The sequence below is a fragment of the Actinoplanes sp. NPDC049802 genome (assembly GCF_040656595.1).
Classification (GTDB): Bacteria; Actinomycetota; Actinomycetes; order Mycobacteriales; family Micromonosporaceae; genus Actinoplanes.
The window spans coordinates 1-23,700 of record NZ_JBFAMR010000047.1 but is presented as its reverse complement, the minus strand read 5'-3'; the positions used below and the strand labels follow the sequence as shown (position 1 = coordinate 23,700).

The 23,700-nt window shown below is 72.8% G+C and carries 18 protein-coding genes; 11 read left to right on the top strand and 7 right to left on the bottom strand.

Going from position 1 to position 23,700, the window contains the following annotated elements; all coding sequences use genetic code 11:
* Positions 1 to 2 precede the first annotated feature (2 nt).
* From hypF to AB0I88_RS27525, 5 genes are read left to right on the top strand one after another with little or no spacing between them, the layout of a single operon-like run.
* A complete protein-coding gene (gene hypF / locus AB0I88_RS27545; RefSeq protein WP_361030567.1) occupies positions 3 to 2,483 on the top strand; it encodes a carbamoyltransferase HypF in 2,481 nt (826 codons plus the stop codon).
* The gene (locus AB0I88_RS27540) at positions 2,483 to 2,734 is read left to right on the top strand and encodes a HypC/HybG/HupF family hydrogenase formation chaperone (RefSeq protein ID WP_361030564.1); all 252 of its coding nucleotides are present in this window, start codon (positions 2,483 to 2,485) and stop codon (positions 2,732 to 2,734) included. Before hypF ends, AB0I88_RS27540 begins: the two co-directional genes overlap by 1 nt.
* Positions 2,721 to 3,812: a hydrogenase formation protein HypD gene (hypD, locus tag AB0I88_RS27535; RefSeq protein WP_361030561.1), complete on the top strand. Its 1,092-nt coding sequence runs from the start codon at positions 2,721 to 2,723 to the stop codon at positions 3,810 to 3,812. Before AB0I88_RS27540 ends, hypD begins: the two co-directional genes overlap by 14 nt.
* Before the next feature lie 37 nt (positions 3,813 to 3,849).
* Positions 3,850 to 4,899 (top strand): hydrogenase expression/formation protein HypE, encoded by a 1,050-nt coding sequence (hypE, locus tag AB0I88_RS27530; RefSeq protein ID WP_361030558.1) that lies wholly within the window; start codon positions 3,850 to 3,852, stop codon positions 4,897 to 4,899.
* Between the two features lie 57 nt (positions 4,900 to 4,956).
* Entirely contained in the window at positions 4,957 to 5,601 is a 645-nt protein-coding gene (locus tag AB0I88_RS27525) for a DUF6390 family protein (RefSeq protein ID WP_361030555.1), read from the top strand.
* Positions 5,602 to 5,727: 126 nt separating this feature from the next.
* On the opposite strand, the gene AB0I88_RS27520 is transcribed toward AB0I88_RS27525, so the two are convergent.
* The 4 genes from AB0I88_RS27520 to AB0I88_RS27505 all read right to left on the bottom strand — a co-directional run bounded on the left by AB0I88_RS27520 (position 5,728) and on the right by AB0I88_RS27505 (position 10,699).
* A complete protein-coding gene (locus AB0I88_RS27520) occupies positions 5,728 to 7,341 on the bottom strand; it encodes an acyl-CoA dehydrogenase family protein (RefSeq protein WP_361030552.1) in 1,614 nt (537 codons plus the stop codon).
* Positions 7,338 to 8,771, bottom strand: coding sequence for a patatin-like phospholipase family protein (locus tag AB0I88_RS27515; RefSeq protein WP_361030549.1), 1,434 nt, complete (start codon positions 8,769 to 8,771; stop codon positions 7,338 to 7,340). The genes AB0I88_RS27520 and AB0I88_RS27515 overlap by 4 nt, the downstream gene beginning before the upstream one ends.
* A 43-nt stretch (positions 8,772 to 8,814) precedes the next feature.
* On the bottom strand, positions 8,815 to 9,453 hold the full coding sequence (locus tag AB0I88_RS27510; RefSeq protein WP_361030546.1) for a TetR family transcriptional regulator: 639 nt from the start codon (positions 9,451 to 9,453) through the stop codon (positions 8,815 to 8,817).
* Between the two features lie 85 nt (positions 9,454 to 9,538).
* Positions 9,539 to 10,699 (bottom strand): helix-turn-helix domain-containing protein, encoded by a 1,161-nt coding sequence (locus AB0I88_RS27505; protein ID WP_361030543.1) that lies wholly within the window; start codon positions 10,697 to 10,699, stop codon positions 9,539 to 9,541.
* Between the two features lie 128 nt (positions 10,700 to 10,827).
* Between AB0I88_RS27505 and AB0I88_RS27500 the strand changes: the two genes are divergently transcribed.
* Together AB0I88_RS27500 and AB0I88_RS27495 are read left to right on the top strand one after the other, a co-directional pair.
* Positions 10,828 to 13,050, top strand: a complete 2,223-nt coding sequence (locus AB0I88_RS27500) for an aminotransferase class III-fold pyridoxal phosphate-dependent enzyme (protein WP_361030540.1) — start codon at positions 10,828 to 10,830, stop codon at positions 13,048 to 13,050.
* A 1-nt stretch (position 13,051) separates the two neighbouring features.
* Positions 13,052 to 14,644, top strand: a complete 1,593-nt coding sequence (locus tag AB0I88_RS27495) for an FGGY-family carbohydrate kinase (RefSeq protein ID WP_361030537.1) — start codon at positions 13,052 to 13,054, stop codon at positions 14,642 to 14,644.
* A gap of 214 nt (positions 14,645 to 14,858) precedes the next feature.
* Here AB0I88_RS27495 and AB0I88_RS27490 read toward each other — a convergent pair whose 3' ends face one another.
* The 3 genes from AB0I88_RS27490 to AB0I88_RS27480 all read right to left on the bottom strand — a co-directional run bounded on the left by AB0I88_RS27490 (position 14,859) and on the right by AB0I88_RS27480 (position 18,936).
* Positions 14,859 to 15,773 (bottom strand): hypothetical protein, encoded by a 915-nt coding sequence (locus tag AB0I88_RS27490; RefSeq protein ID WP_361030534.1) that lies wholly within the window; start codon positions 15,771 to 15,773, stop codon positions 14,859 to 14,861.
* A gap of 62 nt (positions 15,774 to 15,835) precedes the next feature.
* Positions 15,836 to 17,416: a M24 family metallopeptidase gene (locus AB0I88_RS27485; RefSeq protein WP_361030531.1), complete on the bottom strand. Its 1,581-nt coding sequence runs from the start codon at positions 17,414 to 17,416 to the stop codon at positions 15,836 to 15,838.
* The gene (locus AB0I88_RS27480) at positions 17,413 to 18,936 is read right to left on the bottom strand and encodes an MFS transporter (protein ID WP_361030528.1); all 1,524 of its coding nucleotides are present in this window, start codon (positions 18,934 to 18,936) and stop codon (positions 17,413 to 17,415) included. Before AB0I88_RS27480 ends, AB0I88_RS27485 begins: the two co-directional genes overlap by 4 nt.
* Positions 18,937 to 19,073: 137 nt before the next feature.
* On the opposite strand from AB0I88_RS27480, the gene AB0I88_RS27475 reads away from it, so the two are divergent.
* The 4 genes from AB0I88_RS27475 to AB0I88_RS27460 all read left to right on the top strand — a co-directional run.
* Positions 19,074 to 20,336: a threonine/serine exporter family protein gene (locus AB0I88_RS27475; protein ID WP_361030525.1), complete on the top strand. Its 1,263-nt coding sequence runs from the start codon at positions 19,074 to 19,076 to the stop codon at positions 20,334 to 20,336.
* A gap of 117 nt (positions 20,337 to 20,453) precedes the next feature.
* On the top strand, positions 20,454 to 21,893 hold the full coding sequence (locus AB0I88_RS27470; protein ID WP_361030683.1) for an APC family permease: 1,440 nt from the start codon (positions 20,454 to 20,456) through the stop codon (positions 21,891 to 21,893).
* A 97-nt stretch (positions 21,894 to 21,990) separates the two neighbouring features.
* Positions 21,991 to 22,410 (top strand): hypothetical protein, encoded by a 420-nt coding sequence (locus tag AB0I88_RS27465; RefSeq protein WP_361030522.1) that lies wholly within the window; start codon positions 21,991 to 21,993, stop codon positions 22,408 to 22,410.
* Positions 22,407 to 23,700 (top strand): M20/M25/M40 family metallo-hydrolase (locus AB0I88_RS27460; protein ID WP_361030519.1); only part of this gene is annotated, 1,294 nt, incomplete at its 3' end. The genes AB0I88_RS27465 and AB0I88_RS27460, both read left to right, overlap by 4 nt.

Here is a 23,700-nt window from a genome sequence, read left to right as displayed (position 1 = left end):
GCGTGTGTCTCGGGATTCCCGGGCGGGTGGTGGAGATCCTGCCGGGCGCCGCCGGCCAACTCGCCGACGTGGACGTGGTGGGCGCGCGGCGGCCGGTCAACATCGGCATGCTGGAGACCCCGCCCGAGCCGGGCGACTGGGTGCTCATCCACCTCGGGTTCGCTGTGGAGATCATCGACGCGGAGCGGGCCGCGCGGGCGCTGCGGGGCCTGGAGCTGGCCGGGCGGGCGCGGACGGTGCGCCGCCGGTTCGCCGTCTCCGGGCTGGTGCAGGGGGTCGGGTTCCGGCCGTTCGCCTACACGACGGCCGCCGGGCTGGGGCTGGCCGGATCGGTGACGAACACCGCCGACGGGGTCGCCGTCGAGGTGGAGGGCTGCCCGGAAGCGGTCGACGAGTACGGTCTACGGCTGCGCGAGGGCCCACCGCTCGCCGTGATCACCGCGGTCGAGGAGCTGGAGCAGGAGATCCGCGGCACGGCCGGATTCCGGATCGAGGAGTCCACCGGCGGACCGGCCCGCACCCTGGCCGCCCCGGACGTGGCGATCTGCGACGACTGCCTCGGCGAGCTGCGTGATCCGGGCGGACGGCGGTACCGGCACCCGTTCATCAGCTGCGTCAACTGCGGGCCCCGTTACACGATCATCACGGGCCTGCCGTACGACCGGGCGGCCACCACGATGGCCCGGTTCCCGATGTGCGCGCGGTGCCGGGCCGAGTACGAGGATCCGGCCGACCGGCGATTCCACGCCCAGCCGATCGCCTGTCACGATTGCGGTCCCCGGCTCGAACTGGTCCTCGGGCCGATGACGATGACCGGCGGCGACGCGCTGGCCGAGGCCCGCGCGCTGCTGGCCGCCGGGCGGATCGTGGCGGTCAAGGGGCTCGGCGGCTACCACCTGGCGTGCGACGCCCGCGACCCCGGTGCGGTCGCCGAACTGCGGCGGCGCAAACGGCGGGGCGGGAAACCGTTCGCGGTGATGGCGGCGGGCGCGCGTACGGCGTACCGGATAGGGATCTTCACCGACCGCGACCGGGACCTGCTCGCCGGAGCGCGCCGCCCGATCGTGCTGGTTCCGCGCCGGCCCGGCGGCGGGCTGGCCGGGCAGGTCGCGCCGGACGGTCCGGACGTGGGCGTGATGCTGCCCTACACGCCGTTGCACGTGCTGCTGTTCGGTCTGCCGGGAGACCCGCCGGGCCCCGACGTGCTGGTGATGACCTCGGGAAACGTGGCCGGGGAGCCGATCGTGACGGACGACGCGGAGGCGCTGCGGCGGCTCGGCGCTCTGGCCGACGCGTGGCTGCGGCACGACCGGGAGATCCGGGTGCCGTGTGACGACTCGGTGGTGCGCCGTGACGTGATCCTGCGGCGTGCCCGGGGGTACGCGCCGATGCCGGTGCGGATGCCGTTCCCGGTCGGGCCGTCGCTGGCGGCCGGCGCCGACGCGAAGAACACGTGCGCGATCGGCGAGGGGCGATCGGTGTGGCTGAGCCAGCACATCGGCGACATGGACGACCTGTCCACGGTCGAGGCGCTGCACACCGTCGCCGCGCACCTCGGGAAGATCACCGGGGTGGAGCCGGAAACGCTCGTCACCGACCGGCATCCGGGATACCGGTCGGGGTGCTGGGCGCGGGCCAACGCGGGCGGGCGGCCGGTACGGACCGTGCAGCACCATCACGCGCACATCGCCGCGGTGATGGCCGAACACGGGCTCGGGGTGGGCGAGCGGGTCATCGGGATCGCGTTCGACGGCACCGGCTACGGCGACGACGGGGCGGTCTGGGGTGGCGAGATCCTGGTCGCCGGCTATCGGGACTACGAGCGGGCCGGGCATCTCGGCTACGTTCCGCTGGCCGGTGGGGACGCGAGCGTACGCCGTACCTACCGGATGGCCCTGTCCCACCTGCGGTCGGCCGGGGTGCGGTGGGATCCGGCGCTGCCACCGGTCGCCGCCTGCCCGGAAGCGGAACGGGAGATCCTGGCACATCAGTTGCGTACCGGGCTGGCCTGTGTGCCGACGTCCAGCATGGGGCGGCTGTTCGACGCGGTGGCCGCGATCGCCGGGGTCCGGCAGCACGTCACGTACGAGGGCGAGGCGGCTCTCGTCCTGGAGGGGCTCAGCCGGGACGCGGCCGGTACGGCGTACCCCTGGAGGATCGACGAGGCGGGGGTCGCCGATCCGGGCCCGCTGATCCGTGCGGTGGCGTCCGACGTGCTGGCCGGTGTGCCCGCCGGCGTGATCGGCGCACGGTTCCACGCCGCGGTGATCGATCTGATCGTGGCGCAGGCGCAACGCTGCCGGGAGCGGACCGGCCTGGCCGTGGCGGCGCTCGGCGGCGGCGTCTTCCAGAACACGATCCTGCTCACCGGCGCCTGCCACGAGCTGCGCGAACGCGGTTTCACCGTGCTGCGGCCCCGGCTGCTGCCGCCGAACGACGGTGGCATCGCCCTGGGTCAGCTGGCCGTCGTGGGCGCCGGCTGATGTGCCTCGCCGTGCCCGGCCGGGTGGTGAGCGTGAGCGAGTCCGACGGCACGCCGATGGCCGAGGTCGACTTCGGCGGCGTGCGCAAGAGCGTGTGCCTGCAATACGTGCCGGGCGCGATGCCCGGCGAGTACGTGATCGTGCACGTGGGTTTCGCGATCCAGCGGCTCGACGAGGAGTCGGCGCGCCGCACTCTCGACGAATTCACCAGGCTGGGCCTGCTGGAAGAGGAGTTCGGTGAAATACCTTGACGAGTTCAGCGACCCGGATCTGGCCCGCAGCCTGCTGCGGCAGATCCACGCCGTCACCACCCGGCCGTGGGCGCTCATGGAGGTGTGCGGCGGGCAGACCCACTCGATCATCCGGCACGGTATCGACCAACTGCTGCCGGAGGGCGTGGAGATGATCCACGGGCCGGGCTGCCCGGTCTGCGTCACCCCGCTGTCGGTGATCGACAAGGCGCTCGCCATCGCAGCCCGGCCCGGGGTGATCTTCTGCTCGTTCGGGGACATGCTGCGGGTGCCGGGCAGCGGCCGCGACCTTTACGAGGTACGGGCGGCGGGCGCCGACGTGCGGGTCGTCTACTCGCCGCTGGACGCGCTCGGCATCGCCCGTGCCAACCCGGGCCGGGAGGTGGTGTTCTTCGGCATCGGGTTCGAGACGACCGCGCCGGCGAACGCGCTCACCGTGCACCAGGCCCGCCGGCTCGGGGTGCGCAACTTCTCGCTGCTCGTCTCGCACGTGCTGGTGCCGCCGGCCATCTCGGCGATCATGGAGTCGCCGCGGTGCCGGGTGCAGGCGTTCCTGGCGGCCGGGCACGTGTGCAGTGTGATGGGCACCGGCGAGTACCCGGCACTGTCCGACAAGTACGGCGTGCCGATCGTGGTCACCGGCTTCGAGCCGCTCGACGTGCTGGAGGGCATCCGGCAGACCATCGTGCAACTGGAGCAGGGCCGGCACGAGACCCGCAACGCCTATCCGCGGGCCGTGCCGGAGACCGGCAACCCGGTGGCGCGGGAGATGCTCGCCGACGTGTTCGAGGTGACCGACCGGGCGTGGCGGGGCATCGGCGTCATCCCGGGCAGCGGATGGCGGCTCACCGACCGGTACCGGGACTTCGACGCCGAGCACCGCTTCGACGTGGGCGGGGTGCGGGCCACCGAGTCGGCGCTGTGCCGGTCCGGTGAGGTGCTCCAGGGACTGATCAAGCCGCACGAGTGCGCGGCGTTCGGGCGGGTGTGCACGCCCCGGCAGCCGCTCGGCGCGACGATGGTCTCCTCGGAGGGGGCGTGTGCGGCGTACTACGCGTACCGGAGGGTCACCGGATGACCGGCTTCGTGAGCCGGACGCGCACGGCGGTGACCGGGTGATCGACTTCGAGGGCTGGAGTTGCCCGGCGCCGCTTCGTGACACGCCCGCGGTGGTCGCCGGGCACGGTGGTGGGGGCGCGATGTCCGCGGACCTCGTCCGGCATCTGATCATTCCGGGGTACGGGGACGCCGGCGGCAGCCCGGACCGTGACTGTGCCGTGCTGGAGACGGCCGGGGTGCGGCTGGCGTTCACCACCGACGCGTACGTGGTGCAGCCGATGTTCTTCCCCGGCGGCACGATCGGCGACCTGGCCGTCAACGGAACCGTCAACGACCTGGCCATGGCCGGGGCCACCCCGCTCTACCTGTCGGCCGCGTTCATCCTCGAGGAGGGCACGCCGCTCGCCGACCTCGGCCGGATCACGGCGGCCATGGGCGCGGCGGCCACCGCGGCCGGGGTACGGCTCGTCACCGGCGACACCAAGGTCGTCGGCAACGGCAACGGCGACGGGGTGTACCTGACCACCAGCGGCGTCGGGATGGTCGCCGACGGGGTGGAGATCGAGCCGCGGCGGGCCGCCGTCGGGGACGCCGTGCTGCTCAGCGGCGACCTCGGGCGGCACGGGGTGGCCGTGCTGAGCTGCCGGGAGGGGCTGGAGTTCGAGACGGCGGTGGCCAGCGACACGGCGCCGCTGCACGGGCTGGTCGCCGCGATGCTGGCCACCGGCGCGGACGTGCACGTGCTGCGCGACCCCACCCGTGGCGGGCTGGCGGCGGCGCTCAACGAGATCGCGGCGGCCGCGTCCGTCGGGATCGAACTGACCGAACGGGACCTGCCGGTGCCGGACGGCGTCGCCGACGCCTGCCACCTGCTCGGGCTCGACCCGTTGCAGGTCGCCAACGAGGGACGGCTGGTGGCGTTCGTCCGCGCGGACCAGGCCGACGAGGTGCTCGCGGCGATGCTCGCGCACGAGCACGGGTCGGGGGCGCGGCGGATCGGGATCTGCGTGGCCGGGCATCCGGGCCTGGTGGTGGCCCGGACGGCGCTCGGCGGGACCCGGGTGATCCCGATGCCGATCGGCGAGCAGCTGCCCCGGATCTGCTGATGCCATGAGCGCGTCCGGTCTCTCGCGGCGGCGGCCCGGCCACACCCCGGGGCGACGATGAGCGCGGCCGGGGCGCTGCTGTTCGCCCGGTACGCGTTCCCGCCGAACGAGCTGGGCTACTGCGGGCCGGACGGGGTGGCGCCCGCCGAGCTGGGACGCAGGGCCCGCGACTTCGAGGGCGCGTGGGCGTACCTCTGCTTCATCGCCTCGTCCGCGGGCATCGCCGATCCGCTCGACGAGCGGGTGGTGGTGGCCTACTGGCTGGGCGGGCCGCTGCTGGATCTCGTCGACGGCGATCGCCTCGCCGCCGTCCTGCGGGACCGGTTCGCCGGGCAGTTCCGCGGGTCGCGGGCGATGGCGCACCACAGCTTCCACGTCTTCGAGGTGTACCCGTGGCTGTCGCTGCTGCGGCGGACCGGCAGCGCGCACGCCGTGTCGGTGCTGGACCGGTGCCGGATCCGCGCCGGGACGGTCCGCTCGGTCGACGGCGCCCGTGCCGTCGTCCACTCCCCCGGCCTGGTCTGGCGCGACGGCGTGCTCGCCGTCGGGCCCACCCGGGTGGAGCAGGTGCGCCGGGAGCGGTCGCTGCTGCCCCGGCTGGCCGCCGGTGACCTGGTCACGCTGCATTGGGACTGGGTCTGTGACGTGATCACCCCGCCGGACTCGGACCGCCTGATCGCCCAGCTGCGCGACTGGCTGTAGTCAGGCCCGCGCCGCGATCTTTGCCGAAGGCCGGGCCGGCGCGGTCAAGCGCACCGCGATCCCCGCCGAGGGCCGGGCGGCGCGGTCAAGCGCACCGCGATCCCCGCCGAGGGCCGGGCGGCGCGGTCAAGCCCGCGCCGCGATCCTGGCGAGGGGCAGGCGGGGGTCGAGAGCGCCGTACTCCAGGGATCGGTCCGCGCCGAGGCGCGCGGCCACGAAGCCGTCCGCGATCTCGGCCGGCGCCTGGCGGATCAGCACCGCGCCCTGCAACCCCAGCGCCAGCGCCTCCACCACCCGGCGCGCCGACGCGGCCGCCGACGCCGGGTCCGCCGCGACCTCACCGATCAGCTTGCGGGTCGCCGCCACATGCGCGTCATAGACCGGGTGTACGCCCAGAGCACTCGCCAGCTCGCGATCCACCGCCTGAACCGACTCCGGTTCGCGGGCCATCGCGCGCAGCACGTCGAGGGCGATGACGTTGCCGGAGCCCTCCCACACCGCCATGACCGGTTGCTCCCGGTAGCGGCGGGCCAGCGGGAACGCCTCGGTGTACCCGTTGCCGCCGAGACATTCGAGCGCCTCGTAGGCGTGGTTCGGCCCGCGTTTGCACACCCAGTACTTGCCGACCGCGACGGCCAGCCGCCGGAACGCCACCGATTCGCCGTCGTCGCTGTCGTAGGCGGACGCCAGCCGCATCGCCGTCCACGTCGCCGCCTCCGCCTCCAGCTGAAGGTCGGCGATCACCGCGGTCATCGCCGGCTGGTCGATCAGCAGGGCGCCGAACGCGCTGCGGTGGCGTACGTGCCAGGCGGCCTCGGCGACCGACTGGCGCATCCCGGCCGCGCTGCCCAGCACACAGTCCAGCCGGGTCTGGGCGACCATCTCGATGATGGCGCGCACCCCGCGGCCCTGCTCGCCGAGCAGCCGGCCGACCGTGCCGTCCAGCTCGATCTCCGACGACGCGTTCGACCGGTTGCCGAGTTTGTCCTTGAGCCGCTGGATCCGGAAGACGTTGCGGTCGCCGCCCGGCAGGACGCGCGGAACCAGGAAGCAGGACAGGCCACCGGGCGCCTGGGCGAGCACCAGGAAGGCGTCCGACTGCGGGGCCGAGCAGAACCACTTGTGCCCGGTCAGCCGCCACGTCCCGTCGCCGGCGTCCACCGCGCGGGTGCTGTTCGCCCGTACGTCCGAGCCGCCCTGTTTCTCGGTCATCGCCATGCCGAAGATCGCGGACGCCTTGCCGTCGCGCAGCGCCGGGTCGTAGTCGCGTGAGTAGACGCGGGGCAGCCATTCGGCGGCCGGCTCCGGAGCCAGCCGCAGGGACGGCACCACCGCGTGGGTCATGCTCACCGGGCAGGCGTGTCCCGGCTCCACCTGGGCGAACAGCATGAACGTGGCGGCCCGGGCGACGTGTGCGCCGGGCCGCGGCTCGGCCCAGCAGCTGGTGTGCGCGCCGTGCTCGATCGCGGCGCCCATGATCCGGTGGTAGCCGGGGTGGAACTCGACCGCGTCGACCCGGTGTCCCCAGCGGTCGTGACCGGTGAAGACCGGTGGATGCGTGTTCGCCAGTTCGGCGTCGCGCTGGAAGTCGGCCCGTCCGGTCAGCGCGCCGGCCTCGGTCAGGCGCCCGGTGGCCCAGCCCGCGCCGTACCGGTCCACCGCCTCGGTGAGAGCCGGGTTGATCAGGTACTCGTTGAGATCCACACGTGGCGGGGCCTGGTTCACGACCTCGTGGGTCACGGTTTCTCCTCCAGCAGGAAGGCCAGGTGCTCACGGGCGGCCTCGGCCGCGCCGGTCCGGGCCGCGCGCAGCGCCACCTGGTCGCGTTCCAGCCGTCCCGGCAGCGGGTCGCCCAGCCGCGGGGTCAGCGCGATGGTGCTGAGACCGTGTGACCACCCGTCCCGGACCTGCTGCAACGTCTCCCGGTAGCGGTGCGGGCGGCCCCGGTAGGCGGCGGCCAGCTCCGGGTTGAGCCGCCGCAGGTAGCGCTCGACCACCACGTCGGCCGGTCCGTAGCCGGGCTGGGTGCCGGGCGGCCGGGTGGCCAGGACGATCGCGTGCGTCGCCCCGCGTGCGGCGGCGCTGACCACCGGAACGGCCTCCACGATGCCGCCGTCCAGCCAGCGGCGGCCACGCCAGTGCACCGGGTCGCCGGCCAGCAGCGGCAGCAGACCGGACGCGTGCAGGCTGTTGACCAGGTCCTCCCGGTCGGTGAACTCGGACAGCGCCTCGGCCCGGCCGGTGTCCACGTCGGTGGCGACCATGGCGAGGCGGCCCGCCCAGCCGGTGCCGGCCGCCGCGCCGATGTCCAGCAGGTCGTCGACGTGGGCCACGATCCGCAAGCCGTCGATCACCGGGCGGCCGCGGGCGATGCGGCGGACGTCGATGAACTCCGGGGAGGCGAAGACCTCGGCGTACGACTCGGCCATCGCGTTCGCGGCGCCGACGGCCAGGGCGGCGGCGTTCACCGCGCCCGCCGACGTGCCGACGATCATGTCGATGTGCGGGAGGATGCCCTCCTGCTCGATGACGGCGGCCATCGCGGCGGAGACGATGCCGCGCATCCCGCCGCCCTCGATGACCAGCGCCACCGTCGCCCCGTCGTCGGTGTCGCCGGTGCGGCGCCGCTCCTTGAGCACCTCCTGGACGGTGGGGGTGCCGATGCGGCCCAGGCGCACACTCGCCTTGTCGGTGGCGGCGGCCGCCCGCTCCTGCTGGGCTGTCGTCCCCTCGGTCTGCTCGGGCGTCGTCTCGCGGGGTCTCTCCGGCGCCACGATCGTGCCCTGCGCGACCGCGACCAGGGTCTCGGTGCCGTCGTCGGCGATCGCGACCAGCTCGCAGCGGCAGGCGGCGCGACGGCCCTCGGCGCGCATCACCAGGCCGCTGGCGCGCAGCGTGCGGCCTCGTGCCGGGGCGATGTAGTCGACCGTCAGGCCGGAGGTGACCACGTCCGGTCCGAGGGCCGCCCCACCGGCGAAGGCGAGCGCGCAGTCCGCGGCGTACGCCACGATCCCGCCGTGCACCGCCCCGTGCTGGTTGGTGATCTCCGGGCGGATGTCGAGCTCGACCACGGCGCCGTCCTCGTCGAAGGAGGCCAGCCGGGTGCCGAGCATCCGGGTCACGGACTGGCCGGCGAGCACGCGCTGCGCGGTCGCGAGGGTCGGGGTCACCAGATCACTCCAGACATCCGTCGGTACGCGGTGCGGGTCGCGGTCAGCACGCCGAACCCGCCGTGGCCGGTACGCCGAGCGCGCGGAAGCAGAACGACCGGATCCCGTCGATGACCGCGGCCTGGACCTCCTCGGACGGCTCCGGGCTGTCCGGCCGGATCCAGCCGACGAGGGCCTCGGAGATGGCGCCCATGACGGCCGACGAGGCGAGCCGGGGGTCCTGTGGCACGAACTCGCCGCCGGCCAGCCCGTCCCGGATGATCTGCTCGCCGATGTCGGTGTAGGACCGCCGGTAGACCAGCCGCTCCGCCTCGACGACCGGGCTGACCGGCTCGAACAGCAGCGCCCACGCCATCCGCCGGCCGTGCAGGGCGCGGCTCGAGAAGATCCGGACGAGTTCGTCGACGCGCTCGGAGGCGCGCAGCCCGGCGTCCGAGACGGCGAGGCGGACCAGGTCGATCTCGTGGGTGGCGGCACTGCGGAACACCTCGGCGAGCAGCCGGTCCCGGCCGTCGAAGTAGGAGTACACCGACCCGACGCTGGCCTGGCAGCGCGCGGCGATCGCGGCGACGGTGGCCGCCTTGAACCCGTCGGCGGCGACGAGCGCCCGCGCCGCACGCAGGAACCCGTCGCGCTTGTCCTCAGCGTTCTTCCTGGTCAACGCGGTTGGCCGGTATGCCATCCCGGGGCCCCCAAGTTCTGAATCCGGATTCAGCGCAAGGCAAGAAGTGAACCACGGTTCAAAAGAACGCCGCAAGCGACCCCGGTCACCCCGGTCCCGCGGCCGGGCGGGACTGGTAGGTCAGGGCGAGCAGCAGCTCGAAGCGGGCGCGCGGGTCGTCCAGGTCGTCGCCGAGCAGTTCGCGGAGCCGGTTGAGGCGGTAGCTGACCGTCTGCGGATGCACGAACAGCTCGGCCGCGACCGCCGAGCGGGAACCCCAGTGCCGCAGCCAGCTCTCCAGCGTGACCAGGAACGCCTCGCGCTGGTTCGCCCGCAGCCCGGCCAGGGGCGCGAGCCGCCGGGCGGTCAGCACCGGCAGCGCGCCCGGCTCGCCGCGCAACGCCAGGGCCGCGAAGTGGTCGTCGACGAAGACCGGGCCGGCGCCGGGCGTGACCAGTTCGGCGGTCCGCTCGGCGAGCCGGACCGCCTGCGGCGCCTCGGTCCAGTGCAGCGCCGGGCCGACCACCGCCGCCCGGCCGTGCAGCGCCTCGGTGAGCGCCGCCCGCTCGGACCGGGGACCGGCCCGCAACAGCAGCACGGCGTCCCGGCCGCGCTCGGCGACCACCCCGTCGGCGCCGAACCGGAACCGGGCGTCGCGGGCCTGATCCGGCGGCAGCAGCACCGGGACGACGGCGTCCACACCGGGCCAGCCGATCCCGGCGGCGGCCTCCCGGACCACCTCGGGCGAGCTGCCCCCGCTGAGCAGCAGGTCGGCCACCTGACGGCGGCGCCGGTCCCCCTCGCCGGCCTGTTCGCGCAGCTGGCGGGCCAGGCCGTCGGTGCAGGCGGTGGCCAGCTCGTCGATGAACGCGCTGGTGGCGTCGGACAGGTCGATCACCTCGGCGACGCTGACCGGCCGCAGTTCGCCGAGCGCCTGGGTGGCGGTGCGCAGCAGCAGGCGGGAGGCGACCCGCAGCGAGGCGAGCAGGGTCTCCGGGCCGCGATTCTCCCGGGCCTCGGCGGCGCCCAGAGCCACGAAGACCTCGCGGATCGGTGGCGACAGCGCCGGCTCCCGGGTGCCGGCCAGGTCGAGGAACCGGTCGAGGGCGACCTGGACGGCGGTGCGCACGTCCCGTTCGAACTTCTCCCCGGCGCCGGCGCCGGGGCTCTCCCGGACGGCGGTGGCGATCTCCTGGACGGCGGCGGGCAGGCGCGGGCGCATGGCCAGGGCGAGGTCGGTGGGCAGGTTCTGCCAGGGGGTCGTCATCGCCACCGAGTTTGTCACGCGGTGATAAAGGAACGATTGATTCTTGCTGTTTCGCCGATGATGCCTCGTCCGGGGTCCGGGACGACGATGGTTCCGGTAAGACTCCCGCACGGATCGGAAGTTCGCCGGTGAAACACCGTCTGTCCCGCCAGCACGTCGTCGACATGTGCCGGACGATGCTCGAACGCGGCTACCTCAAGGCGACCGAGGGCAACGTCTCGGTCCGGATCCCGGGTCACCGGCTCTACGCCGTGACGCCCAGCAACTACGACTACGACAAGATGCGGGTGGAGGACATCTGCGTCGTCGACTTCGACGGCAAGCACGTGCCCGACCCGGGCGGTGCGGGTGGCCTGGTCCCGTCGATCGAGTGCGGCATGCACGCCAACGTCTATCGCGAGCGCCCCGACGTGAACGCGATCGTGCACACCCATCAGCCGTTCGCGTCGGCCCTCGCCTTCCTGCGCAAGCCGATCCCGGCGCTCACCGACGAGCAGGTCCGTTTCCTCGGCAAACAGGTCGCGATCATCGACTACGCCCCCTCCGGCACCGGCTTCCTGGCGAAGAACGTGCAGAAGAAGGTGGCGAGCGGCGACAACGCGTTCATCATCGCCAACCACGGCGTGGTGGCGCTGGGCACCGACCCGGACCGCGCGGTGTTCAACATGGCGCTGCTGGAGAAGGTGTCGATCGCCTACCTGATGGCGCTGGCGTCCGAGGCCGGCAAGGTCTACACGATTCCGGACACGATCCGTGAGATCGCGTTCAGCAAGCTGCGCAAGGACGAGAAGCGGATCGCCGCGCAGATCACCGAGGCGGTCGAGCCGGTCCGGGTGCCCGACGACGAGGAGCCGCCCAGCAGCGCCACGGTGGAGGCTCCGGAGGAGACCGCGAAGGCCGAGGACCTCGGCTACTCGATCAGCGAGTACCTCGACGTGGACGACACCATGCGCCGGCTGAAGGCTCTCGTGGCCCAGCCGCTGCGGGGGCTGCGCCACGACGCCCTGCTCGACACGCTGAACTACTTCGAGACCAAGTGCACGGCAAGCAAGGAGATCACCGAGCGGGCCAAGAAGCGGATCCCCGGCGGCGTCCAGCACAACCTGGCCTTCAACTACCCGTTCCCGCTGGCGATCGACAAGGCCGAGGGCGCCTACCTGACCGACCGCGACGGCAACGTCTACATCGACTTCCTCCAGGCCGGCGGCCCGACGATCCTGGGCAGCAACTACGCCCCGGTCAACGAGGCCGTGGCCGAGGTCATCGGCGCCTCCGGCCCGGTGACCGGCCTCTTCCACGAGTACGAGCTGAAGCTCGCCGAGATCATCCACCAGTACATGCCGCACATGGAGATGTACCGGTCGCTGGGCTCCGGCACCGAGGCGGTCATGGCCGCGGTGCGCGCGGCCCGCGCGTACACCAAGAAGAAGATGGTGATCAAGGTCGGCGGCGCCTATCACGGCTGGTCCGACACCATGGTGTACGGCCTGCGCGTCCCCGGCTCGTTCCGGATGAACGCCAAGGGCATCCCGTTCGGCGCCACCGGCCGGACCCGGGAGGCGTTCCCGCACGACCTGGGCCTGCTCAAGCGCAAGCTGATCGAGAACAGGCTGCGCGGCGGCACCGCCGCGGTCGTGGTGGAGCCGCTCGGCCCCGAGTCCGGCACCCGGCCCGTCCCGAAGGGCTACAACGCCGCCGTCCGCAGACTGTGCGACGAGTTCGGCGCACTGCTGATCTTCGACGAGGTGGTGACCGGATTCCGGACCGGTCTGGGCGGCGCCGCCGGCTACTTCGGTGTGACGCCCGACCTGACCGTGCTGGGCAAGGCGGTCTCCGGCGGCTACCCGATGGCCGGTGGGGTCGGTGGCCGGGCCGACATCATGGCGGTGTTCGGCTCCGGCCTGGACGGCAAGCACGGCGCGCACATCCAGGTCGGCGGCACCCTCTCGGCGAACCCGCTGTCCTGCGCCGCCGGCTATTTCGCGATCCGGGAGATGGCCCGCACCAACGCGCCGGTGATCGCCGGCCGGGCGGGTGACCGGCTGACCCGGGGCCTGCAGCGGCTGATCGACAAGTACGGCCTGCCCTACGTCGCCTACAACCAGGGCTCGATCGTGCACCTGCAGTCCAGCGGCGTGCTGATGCTGGACATGCGCAACCCGGTCAAGCTGTTCAAGGAGAACAAGGGCCGCAAGCAGCTGATGGAGCAGATGGGCGCGGCGTATGCGGCGCACGGCATCATCACGCTGGCCGGGTCGCGGATGTACACGTCGATGGCCGACACCGACGAGGTCATCGACGACGCCCTGAGCCGGTTCGACCAGGTCTTCGCGCTCGTCGAGGGGGTCTGACTTGGCCATTGCGCCGCAGATCCTGGCGATCGACCTCGGCACCTCGGGGATGAAGGCCGCCCTGGTCGCGGCCGACGGGACGGTGACCGGCTGGGCCGAGCGGGGAGTCCCGCTGGTCGTGCTGCCCGGCGGCGGGGCCGAGCAGGACCCGGTCGCCTGGTGGGACGCCCTCGCCGAGGTGGTCGCCGACCTGGGACGGGCGTTCCCCGATCATCTGCGCGCGGTGACCACCGTCTGCTCCTCGACGCAGGGCGAGGGCACCATCGCGGTGGACGCCGCGGGTGAGCCGCTCACCCGCTGCATCAGCTGGCTCGACATGCGCGGCGCCGGCCATCTGCGGCGGCAGTTCGGCGGATTCCCGGCACTCGACGGGATCTCGGCGCTGCGGATCGCCCGCTGGCTGCGGCTCACCGGCGGCATGCCCTCGCCGACCGGCAAGGACCCGGCCGCGCACATGCTGCTGATCCGTGACGACATGCCGGACGTCTACGCGAGGACCAAGACGTTCCTCAATGTCCTCGACTGGATCAACCTGAAGCTCACCGGCCGCACGGTGGCGACCGTCGACTCGATCCTCACCTCGTGGGTCACCGACAACCGGAAGGCCCCCGCCATCCGGTACGCCCCCAGCCTGGTCGCCGCCAGCGGGATCGACGCGGACAAGTTCCCGCCGATCGTGGCCTGCACCGAGGTGATCGGCACGCTCTCCCCCCAGGCCGCCGATCACCTCGGTCTCCCCCGGTCGGTGCGGGTCGTGGCGGGCGCCATCGACAACACGGCGGCCGCCGTCGGGGCGGGCACCATCCGGGACAACGAGCCCCACCTCTACCTGGGCACGTCCTCCTGGATCGCCGCGCACGTGCCGCGGAAGAAGACCGACGTCCGGACCGGGATAGCGTCGATCCCGTGCGCCATCCCGGACCGCTACCTGATGACCGCGCTCCAGGCGACCGCCGGCGCCAACCTGACCTGGCTGCGTGACAAGGTGGTGGAGTTCGACGACCCGATCGTCAGCGCCGGCCACGTGAGCCGCGACGAGGGCACCATCTTCGACGCCTTCGACAAGATCATCCCGATGGTCCCGGCGGGAGCGAACGGCGTTCTCTACACCCCGTGGCTGTACGGCGAGCGCGCCCCCGTCGACGACCCGAACCTGCGGGCCGCGTTCCTCAACATCTCCCTCGACACCACCCGCTCCGACCTGCTGCGGGCCGTCTTCGAGGGTGTCGCCCTGAACACCCGATGGCTGGCCAAGGCGGTCGACCGGTTCCTCGGCGCGCCGGTGGAGTCGATGGTCATCACCGGCGGCGCGGCCCGTTCCGGCTCGTGGTGCCAGATCTTCGCCGACGTGCTGGGACAGGAGATCCGGCGCGACGCCAACCCGGTCACCGTGAACGCCCGGGGCGCCGGCTGGATCGGGGCGGTGGGCGCCGGAATGATCGCGTTCGACGACATCCCGGCGCTGTCCCGCAACGATCACGTGTTCACGCCCGGCCCCGACCACACCCGGTACGACGAGATCTACGGCATCTACCAGGAGCTGCACAAACGCCTCGCTCCGGTGTATCGCCGGCTCAACCGCCAGCCCGGCTGAGCCCGGCGGCCCGGCCCGGCCGGGCCAGGTCGCCGATCTCTGGCAGCACCCGGCCAGACCCCGCAGCCGGCCTCTGCCAGCACCCGGCCAGACCCCGCAGCCGGCCTCTGCCAGCACCCGGCCAGACCCCGCAGCCGGCCTCTGCCGGCACCCGGCTGAGCCGGGCGGACGGCCCGCGGCGGCGTACCGCCACGGGCCGTCACGAGTCGGCGGATCAGGGGTAGGTGGCGGGCGGCGGGCCGCCGGCCGAGGGCGCCTCCGGCCCCGGCGGGTTCATCGCCGCGTCGAGGGCGTCGAGAATGTCCTCGACCTGCGGCCGCAGCACCCGCCACTCGCGGCCGGAGGCGAGCGCCTCGTTCTCCGCGTCGACGGCGGCCACCAGGTCGCGCAACAGGACCGCGAGTCCGGTGGCGCGAGCCTGCCGGGCGGCGTCCGACGGCTGGGTGGACAGCCGGCCCCAGCCGGCGATCAGCGCGGCCAGATCGCCACGCACCCGCGGCCAGATGTTGGCCCGCTGGACCGGATCGGTGCTGGCCAGCACCGGCGCGAGCCGCGCCTCGGTGACCATGCGGGTCTCGGCGGCCAGCGTGCCCGCCTCGGCGTCCCACGTGGAGGTTCGCCGGGACCGGCTGATCAGCAGCGCCGCGGCCAGGCCGGCGAACAGCAGGAACAGCAGGATCCAGCCCCAGATGCCGCCGGAGTCCTCCTCGGCGGCGATCGGCACCGCGTCGGCCGACGACGAGGTGGCCGCCGGTGTCGGCGTGGTGGTCTCGGGCGCCTTGGTGGTGGTCGCCGGTGGCACGACGGTGACGGTCACCTCGACCTTGGTGGTGCTCGGCGGATCCGGGACCCGCTCGGTCGTCTTCGTCGGCTCCGGTTTCTCGGTGGGTTCCGGTTTCTGGGTGGTCCTGGTCGGCTCGGGCTTCTCGGTGCGGGTCGGCTCGGTCTCCGCGTCGGGTGTGCGGCTCTCCCGGGTGCGGGTCGGCTCCGGCGAGTCGGCGGTCCGCTCGATCGACGGCTTCGTGGACGGTAGGGTCCGGTCCTCCCCCTCGCCGCTGCACGCCGCCGTCGCCAGCAGGCAGAGAAGCGCGGCCGCCACGGCGGCCGTCCGGTGTGCCCGTTGCATCATGTCGACTCCCATACTCGAACTTCACGGCGGACGGCCCGTGCCCGGGGCACCGGCCGTCCGGTTCAGGCGACGATGCGCAGATCGCGGCTGGTGTTGTTGAAGCGGCGGCCGCCGGTCTCGGTGACCGTGACGATGTCCTCGATCCGGACGCCGAACCGGCCGGGCAGGTAGATCCCCGGCTCGATCGAGAAGCACATTCCGGGGACCAGCGGACGGGACTCGCCCTCCACCAGGTACGGCGGCTCGTGGGTGGTCAGGCCGATGCCGTGGCCCGTCCGGTGGATGAAGTTCTCGCCGTACCCGGCGTCCTCGATCACCTTGCGGGCCACCCGGTCGATGTCCTCGCAGGTCACGCCGGGGCGAACGGCGTCGAACGCCTTCTGCTGGGCGATCCGTACCACCTCGTGGACCTCGCGTTCGAGGGAGGTCGGCTCCCCGACGTGCACGGTGCGGGTGGTGTCCGAGCCGTACCCGTCCTTGAGCCCGCCGAAGTCGAGGACCACCATGTCGCCCTCGAGGATCACCCGGTCGCCCATCTCGTGGTGCGGGTCGGCGCCGTTCGGGCCGGAGCCGACGACGGTGAAGTCGACCTGGCTGTGCCCGTGCTCGCGGAGCAGCCCGGCCAGCTCGGTGCCGACCGCGTGCTCGGTGCGCCCGGCGAACCGGGTCCGCACGATCTCCTCGTAGGCGGCGTCGGCGGCCGCTCCGGCCCGGGAGAGCCGGTCCAGCTCGTCGGAGTCCTTGACCGCGCGCAGCATCGGCAGCGTTCCGGTCATCGAGGTGAACCAGGACGCCGGCAGCTCCCGCTGCAGGGCCAGCAGGTGCATGGCCCAGGCCGAGTCGGAGATGGCGTACCGGCCGTCGGCGGCGAGCAGCCGGGCGGTGGTCGCGTACGGGTCGGCGCCGTCGCGCCAGTCGCTGATCCGCACCGCGGTCGCGCCCGGGGCGGCCTCCGCGTCCGGGCGTTCCAGGGTGGGGACGATCAGGCGCGGCTCGTGGTCACGGTCCAGCACCAGCATGGTGATCCGCTCGGTGATGGCGGTCGGCCGGTATCCGGTGAAGTAGGCGAGGTCCGGGCCGGGCGTGACGAGCAACCCGTTGAGCCCCGCCTCGACGGCCTGCGCGACCGCCCGTTCCATCCGCTGGGTGAAGTCCTTCGTGGTGAATGGTCGTGGCGTCATCACGGAGCGTCTCCTGAGAGGTGTGGCCGGTCGAGGCGGGACGGCGGTCGGACGGTCGTGCCCGGGCGCCACGGCGCCGGCGTGCCCGGCGGAGTGGCGCAGCCGAGCCCGCAGGCTGGCGGCGAGCCGGCGGGTGGTGGCCCGGGTGGGAAGGGTGTCGGCGTAGAGCGCCGAGCCGGCCCGGGCGGACGCCACCCCGGCGCCGAACCGCACCGCGCTCGGCCCGGCCGCGAGCGCCTCGGCCGCCGGCGGAGCGGCAGCCGCCCGCCGCGCGTGGGGGCCGGCCGCGGGAACGACCCCACCGGGCCGGCCGACGGGGGTGCCGGTGCCGGGCGCGGGCGGGCCGGAGACCGGTGACGTCGCGCTGGGCCGGATGACCAGTGTGACGGTGCCCGGCTGGGCCGGGGCGCCGTCCGGGGCCGGGCCGGAGCGGGGTGGTCGCGCGGTGGGCTGAACGGTCATGCGGCTGCGCCTCCGGAGTGAGCGACCGGCTGGGTCGGGATGGTGTGGCTGGTGGCGGCCGCCGCGGCGGCCCGGTGCACGGCGCCCGGCGGTTCGCCGTGATGGCGGCCCATCAGCAGGGCCAGGGCGACGCCGCCGAGGGACATCAGGGTCAGCAGCAGGGCCGCGCCGGAGAGGCCCGCGGCCAGGGCGTCGCCGGCCTGCTCGCCGGCCGTCCGGTGCTGTTCGCTGACCGAGGCGAAGACCGTGGAGGCGGCGGCCACCGCGAGGGAGCCACCGACGTACCGGGCCATGTTGGAGATGCCGGAGGCCTGGCCGACCTGGTCTGCCGGGACCACCGCGGTCGACGCCGACGAGGCCGGCCCGTTGGCGAAGCCGAGGCCGATCGCCAGCACCATCAGCGGGATCACGAAGGTCGCATAGCTCCAGCCGGCGGTGACCAGGATCAGGAATCCGGCGCCGGCGGCCGCCATGGCGAAGCCGAGCGCCACCGCCTGGCGGGAACCGATCTTCACGGCCAGCGGGGTGATCAGTGGGGTCACGGCGATCATCGCCGCGGCCGCGGGAAGCGTGGCCAGACCCGCCTCCAGGGCCGTCATCCCGAAGCCGGCCGGATCCTGGAAGTAGAGGCTGAGCAGGTACATCAAGGCGTTGATCACCCCGGCGACGAGCAGGATCGCGATGGTCGACCCGACCAGCACCCGGTTGCGCAGCAGCCGCAGGTCGACGAGCGGGGCGGCGGCCCGGCGCTCGGCGGCGACGAAGCCGGCGCCGCCGAGGACCGACACGACCAGGCAGCCGATGGTCGGCGCGGACACCCAGCCCCAGTCGGCGCCTTCGCTGAGGGCCAGCACCAGGGGCACCAGCGCGACCGCGACCAGCACGGTGCCGAGCACGTCGATCGAGCGGGACCGGGCGGTGTCCCGTGATTCGGCGACCGTTCTCATGGTGACCGGGATGCAGGCCGCCGCGATCGCCGCGTCGATCCAGAACAGCCCCTGCCAGCCGGTCGTGCCGACCAGCACTCCGCCGACCAGGGGCCCGATGGCCGCGCCGACCGCCGACGCGGCGCCCCACAGGGTGATGGCCCGTAGTTGCCCGGCGCCGGACGACGCCACCGACAGCAGGCTCATCCCGCACGCCAGGATGGTGGAGCCGGCCGCGCCCTGGATCATCCGGCCGCCGATCACACCGGCCGGGCCGGTGGACAGCGCGATGAGGGCGCAGGACGCCACGAACAGCAGCAGACCGCCGAGGAAGATCTTGCGCCGGCCGAAGACGTCGCCGAGCGCGCCGGCGGTGACGATCACCGCGGCGCCGACCAGCATGTAGCCGGTGACGGCCCACTGGAGCACCGACACCGGGGCGCCGACGTCCGCACTGATGGCCGGCAGCAGGATCGTGACGGCCGAGGTGTTCGCGTTCACCACCAGCGCGGACACGCACGCGGCGAACAGGACACCCCGCCCGGCGGTCCGGCCGGCATCGGCTGCCGGGGTTTCATGACCTGTCGCGGACATCGGCGGTCCCTTCGGTTCGGCGCCACTGCTGCCGTCAATCTCCCGTTCGACCCGCCTCGCGGGCATCGCTCGCGAGGGATGAATCTCATCCCGCAGCGGTGAGGCGACGACCGAACGGCCCGCCTACCTTGCAGCGAATGAGCGACTCGACGATCTCCGACCGCGAGCTGCAGCAGTTCCTGCTGTATCTGGGCAGCGCGCTCACCGCGGCCGGCGAGGCGGTCAACCAGATCGAGGAACACCTGCTGCGGGTCGCCAAGGCGTACGGCGCTCGCCACGCCCGGTTCAGCGTCCTGCCGACCTATGTGGTCATGTCGCTGTCGCCGGGCCGGCCCGCGACGCTGGAACCGACCCGCGCGCTGCGCGGCGGACTGCGCCTCGATCAGACCGCGGCCATCTACGGGGTGCTGCGCGAGGCCGAGCAGGGCCTGGCGACGCCGTCCGAAGGCAGCCGGCGGATCCGGGAGATCGTGCGGATGCGGCCCCGGTTCAGCCCGGCCGTCCAGATCATGGGGTACGCCGTACTGACCGTCGGCATCTGCCTGATCCTCCAGCCCACCTGGGTGGACCTGCTGTTGTCGGCGGCCTTCGGTGTGCTGGTCGGCGCTTTCAAACTGATCGGGGCCCGCTGGGCCAGCCTGCAGATGATCATGCCGGTGACGGCCGCGTTCGTGGTGGCGTCGCTGACCTTCGTGATCGCCGGGACCGGCTGGGCGGACGCGGACCTGCGCGCCATGGTGGCGCCGCTGGCCACGTTCCTGCCGGGCGCGATGCTGACCATGGCGGTGGTGGAGGTGTCCGCCGCCGAGATGGTGACCGGCGCGAGCCGCCTGGTGGCCGGGTGCCTGCAGCTGCTGCTGCTCGCGTTCGGGATCATCGGCGCGGCCCAGATGGTGGGGCTCCCGCGAGCCGAGGAGCTGGTCAGCGCACCGCAGAACGACATCGGCGCGTGGGCCCCGTGGCTGGGCGCGCTGGTCGTCGGGATCGGCAACTACCTGGTGCTGTCCGGCCCACCCCGTACGCTCGGCTGGCTCTGTCTGGTCCTCTATTCGGGCTGGATCGCCCAGTACCTCGGCAACCTGGCGGTCGGCGCCTACCTGAGCGGTTTCGTCGGCGCGGTGGCGCTGACCGTCGTGGCGTACCTGGTGGAGCGCACCCCGTCCGGGCCGCCGGCGCTGGTGTCGTTCCTGCCCGGCTTCTGGCTGCTGGTGCCGGGGGCGCTGAGCCTGATCGGGGTGACCGAGTACCTGAGCCGCGACTCGGTGCGCGGCACCGAGGACCTGATCGGCGCGCTCGGCTCGATGCTGGCGGTCGCACTCGGCGTGCTCTGCGGCCATCCGATCTATCGCGCGCTCGCGCGGGCGCTGGGCGCCTGGAATCTGCGGGAGGAACGGTCCTGACGGCGGCGCGGAGGCTGATCGAAAACCGCGGAACCGTTCTCCAGGGGTGAGGCGACAGCCATCCATCCGGGCCGATGATCCGCGAAAACCCCGTGATGGGAGGCAGCGTTGAGTGCGATGGATGTGCCCGCCAAAGGACCGGTGGGCGACAAGGCCGCGAAACCCAAGGCGGCACGCACCATTCAATACATTTCCTGGGTTGCGCTGGCGCTGATGACGACGAGTTCGGTGGCCAGTCTGCGGCCCGCACCGACGATGGCCGTCTACGGGCTGGCCAGCATCTTCCTGTACGTCGTCCCGGCCCTGGTCTTCCTGCTGCCGACCGCGCTGGTCTCCGCGGAGCTGGCCTCCGGCTGGGAGGGTGGCGTCTACAAGTGGGTCAGCGAGGGTTTGAACAAGCCGATGGGCTTCCTCGCGGTCTGGTGCCAGTTCGCCATGACGATCTTCTACTATCCGAGCCTGCTCGGGTTCGTGGCGAGCACGCTGGCGTACGTCATCAATCCGGACCTGGCGTCCAGCGGCGTCTGGACGGCGCTGGTCATCATGGTCTGCTACTGGACCGGCGTGTGGGTCTCCTCGCGCGGCACCAGCGGCGTGGCCGGCCTCGCCAGCGGCGGTCTGATCATCGGCACCCTGATCCCGGGCGCGCTGCTGGTCATCCTCGGTATCGCGTTCCTCGGCCAGGGCAACGAGTCGGCCGCCCCGATGACGGCCGACAACCTGCTGCCGGCCTGGGCCGGTCTGTCCAGCCTGGTGCTGATCGTGAACAACTTCCTGTCGTACTCGGGCATGGAGATGAACGCGGTGCACGTCGGCTCGCTGAAGCAGCCGGGCCGGGAGTTCCCGAAGGCGATGTTCCTGGCCATGGGCCTGGTTCTGCTGATCTTCATCCTGCCCGCGCTGGCGATCAGCTGGATCGTGCCGGCTGAGCAGCTGTCGCTGACCGCCGGTGTGATGCAGGCGTTCGACGCGGTGTTCGCCGCGTTCGACTCGCAGTGGCTGACCCCGATCCTCGGCGTCATGCTGGTCGCCGCCTCGCTCGGCGGCATGCTCACCTGGCTGGCCGGCCCCTCCAAGGGCCTGCTGCTGATCTCCCGCCAGGAGGGCTACCTGCCGCCGTTCCTGCAGAAGCTGAACAAGCACGGCGTGCAGCAGAACATCCTGGTCACCCAGGGTCTGGTCACCACGGTCATCGCGCTGGCGTACGCGTTCATCCCGGACGTCTCCAGCGCGTACTGGATCTTCTCGGTGATCACCACGCAGGTCTACCTGATCATGTACCTGCTGATGTTCGTGGCCGCCGTCCGGCTGCGCCGCAGCCACCCGGACCACCCGCGCGGCTACCGCGCCCCGATGCTCACCGGCCTCTGCGGCGTCGGTTTCGCCGCCTCGCTGGCCGCCCTGCTGATCGGCTTCGTGCCGCCGTCGCAGTTCGGGTCCGGCAGCGTCGGCGTCTACCTGGCGGTCGTCGCCGGCGGCGCGCTCGGCCTGGGCCTGCTCGTCCCGTTCCTGTTCTACAAGTTCCGCAAGCCGTCCTGGAAGGAAACTCCCGCATGATCAAGGAACACAAGGCGCTGACCGTCTCCGTCGTGGTGCTCGTCGCCCTCGCCGGATTCGGGCTGATCAACCGTTACCGGAGGAGGGGGTTCCTCGGATGATGCAGGACAGTAAGGTGCTCGCCTGGATCTCGGGCGGGGTGCTCGTGCTGATGGCCGGAATCGGACTGGTCACCTACAGCGGCGCGAAGCAGAGCGTCGAGGCGCAGGAGAAGGCGGACCAGCTGGTCGCCGAGCTCACCGCGGCCGGGCTGCGGGTGCCGCAGACCGACCAGATCGTCCAGGTGCTCGGCGACGACGGCGGCGCGGTCTGCCTGGACCCGGGCAACGCGCTGCGGCGCGGGATCCTCTACGGCCAGCTCACCAACGGGGCGGCCGGACCGGGTCAGCGGCCGGTGATCGCGGACGACAACGTGGTCCAGGGCCAGCTGCTGATCATGAAGGTGTACTGCCCCGACGAGCTGGAAGAGTTCCAGGAGGTCGTCGACGACCTCAAGTTCGACGAGGTGGCGACATGAGTTCGAACCTGAGGGAGCGGATCGAGAGCCTGATGGGGAGGGCCCGCACCGATCTCGGTGAGCTGGTCGCCATCCCGTCGGTCGCCGACCCCCGCCAGTATCCGCCCGAGGAGTGCCTGCGCGCGGCGAACTGGGTGGTCGACCGCTTCGCCGAGGTCGGTTTCACCGACCTCGGGCTCCACGAGACCAGCGACGGCAGCCAGGCGGTCTTCGGGGTACGCCGGAGCGCCGACCCGAACGCCCCGACGGTCCTGCTGTACGCGCACTACGACGTACAGCCCCCGTTGGACGAGACGGCCTGGCACACCCCGCCGTTCGCGCTGACCGAGTCCGGCGGCCGCTGGTACGGCCGGGGCGCCGCCGACTGCAAGGGCAACATCGTCATGCACCTGACCGCGCTGCGGGCGCTCGGCGACCGGCTCGGGGTCAACCTGAAGCTGATCGTGGAGGGTTCCGAGGAGCAGAGCACCGGCGGGCTGGAGGATTTCGTCGAGCGCAACCCGGAGCTGCTGCGCGCGGACGCCATCCTGGTCTGCGACACCGGTAACGCGGCGGTCGGTGTGCCGGCCGCCACGGTGACGCTGCGCGGGCTGGCGAACGTGGTGGTGAGTGTGGAGGCGCTGGCCGGGGAGGTGCACTCCGGCATGTTCGGCGGCCCCGCCCCGGACGCGCTGGCGGCGCTGATCCAGATCCTGTCCACGCTGCGCGACGCCAACGGCAACACCACGATCGCCGGGCTGGAGAACGGCCAGACGTGGTCCGGGGCGCCGTACCCGGAGGACCGGTTCCGCACCGACGCGGGGCTGGTCGAGGGCGCGGCGCTGCTGGGCGACGGCACGGTCTCGGACATGGTCTGGGCCCGGCCGGCGGTGACCGTGCTCGGCATGGACTGCCCGCCGGTGGTGGGTTCGGCGGCGGCCATCCAGCCGCACGCCCGGGCCCGGCTCAATCTGCGGGTGCCGCCCGGCATGGACGCCGTCAAGGCGCAGGACGCGCTGGTCGCGCACCTGCAGGCGGCCGCGCCGTGGGGGGTGCGGGTGACGGTCGAGCGGGAGGCCCTCGGGCAGCCGTTCGAGGCCCGTTCCGGTGGTCCGGCCTACCGGGCGCTGGCGTCGGCGATGCGGGAGGCGTACGGGCGGGAGATGGCGTATCTGGGGCAGGGCGGGTCGATCCCGCTGTGCAACGTGTTCGCCGAGACCGGCCGGTACGCCCTGGAGATCGCCGCCGCGGGCGGCCACCACCTCGCCCTCTTCGGCCCGCCCGGATCCGGCAAGACGATGCTCGCCGAAC

Bases quoted from the DNA above. Each gene is read 5' to 3' on its own strand.
- AB0I88_RS27540 (WP_361030564.1), top strand. From the start codon at position 2,483: ATGTGCCTCGCCGTGCCCGGCCGGGTGGTGAGCGTGAGCGAGTCCGAC.
- AB0I88_RS27525 (WP_361030555.1), top strand. From the start codon at position 4,957: ATGAGCGCGGCCGGGGCGCTGCTGTTCGCCCGGTACGCGTTCCCGCCG.
- AB0I88_RS27510 (WP_361030546.1), bottom strand. From the start codon at position 9,453: ATGGCATACCGGCCAACCGCGTTGACCAGGAAGAACGCTGAGGACAAG.
- AB0I88_RS27505 (WP_361030543.1), bottom strand. From the start codon at position 10,699: ATGACGACCCCCTGGCAGAACCTGCCCACCGACCTCGCCCTGGCCATG.
- AB0I88_RS27490 (WP_361030534.1), bottom strand. From the start codon at position 15,773: ATGATGCAACGGGCACACCGGACGGCCGCCGTGGCGGCCGCGCTTCTC.
- AB0I88_RS27485 (WP_361030531.1), bottom strand. From the start codon at position 17,416: ATGACCGTTCAGCCCACCGCGCGACCACCCCGCTCCGGCCCGGCCCCG.
- AB0I88_RS27480 (WP_361030528.1), bottom strand. From the start codon at position 18,936: ATGTCCGCGACAGGTCATGAAACCCCGGCAGCCGATGCCGGCCGGACC.
- AB0I88_RS27475 (WP_361030525.1), top strand. From the start codon at position 19,074: ATGAGCGACTCGACGATCTCCGACCGCGAGCTGCAGCAGTTCCTGCTG.
- AB0I88_RS27470 (WP_361030683.1), top strand. From the start codon at position 20,454: ATGGATGTGCCCGCCAAAGGACCGGTGGGCGACAAGGCCGCGAAACCC.
- AB0I88_RS27465 (WP_361030522.1), top strand. From the start codon at position 21,991: ATGATGCAGGACAGTAAGGTGCTCGCCTGGATCTCGGGCGGGGTGCTC.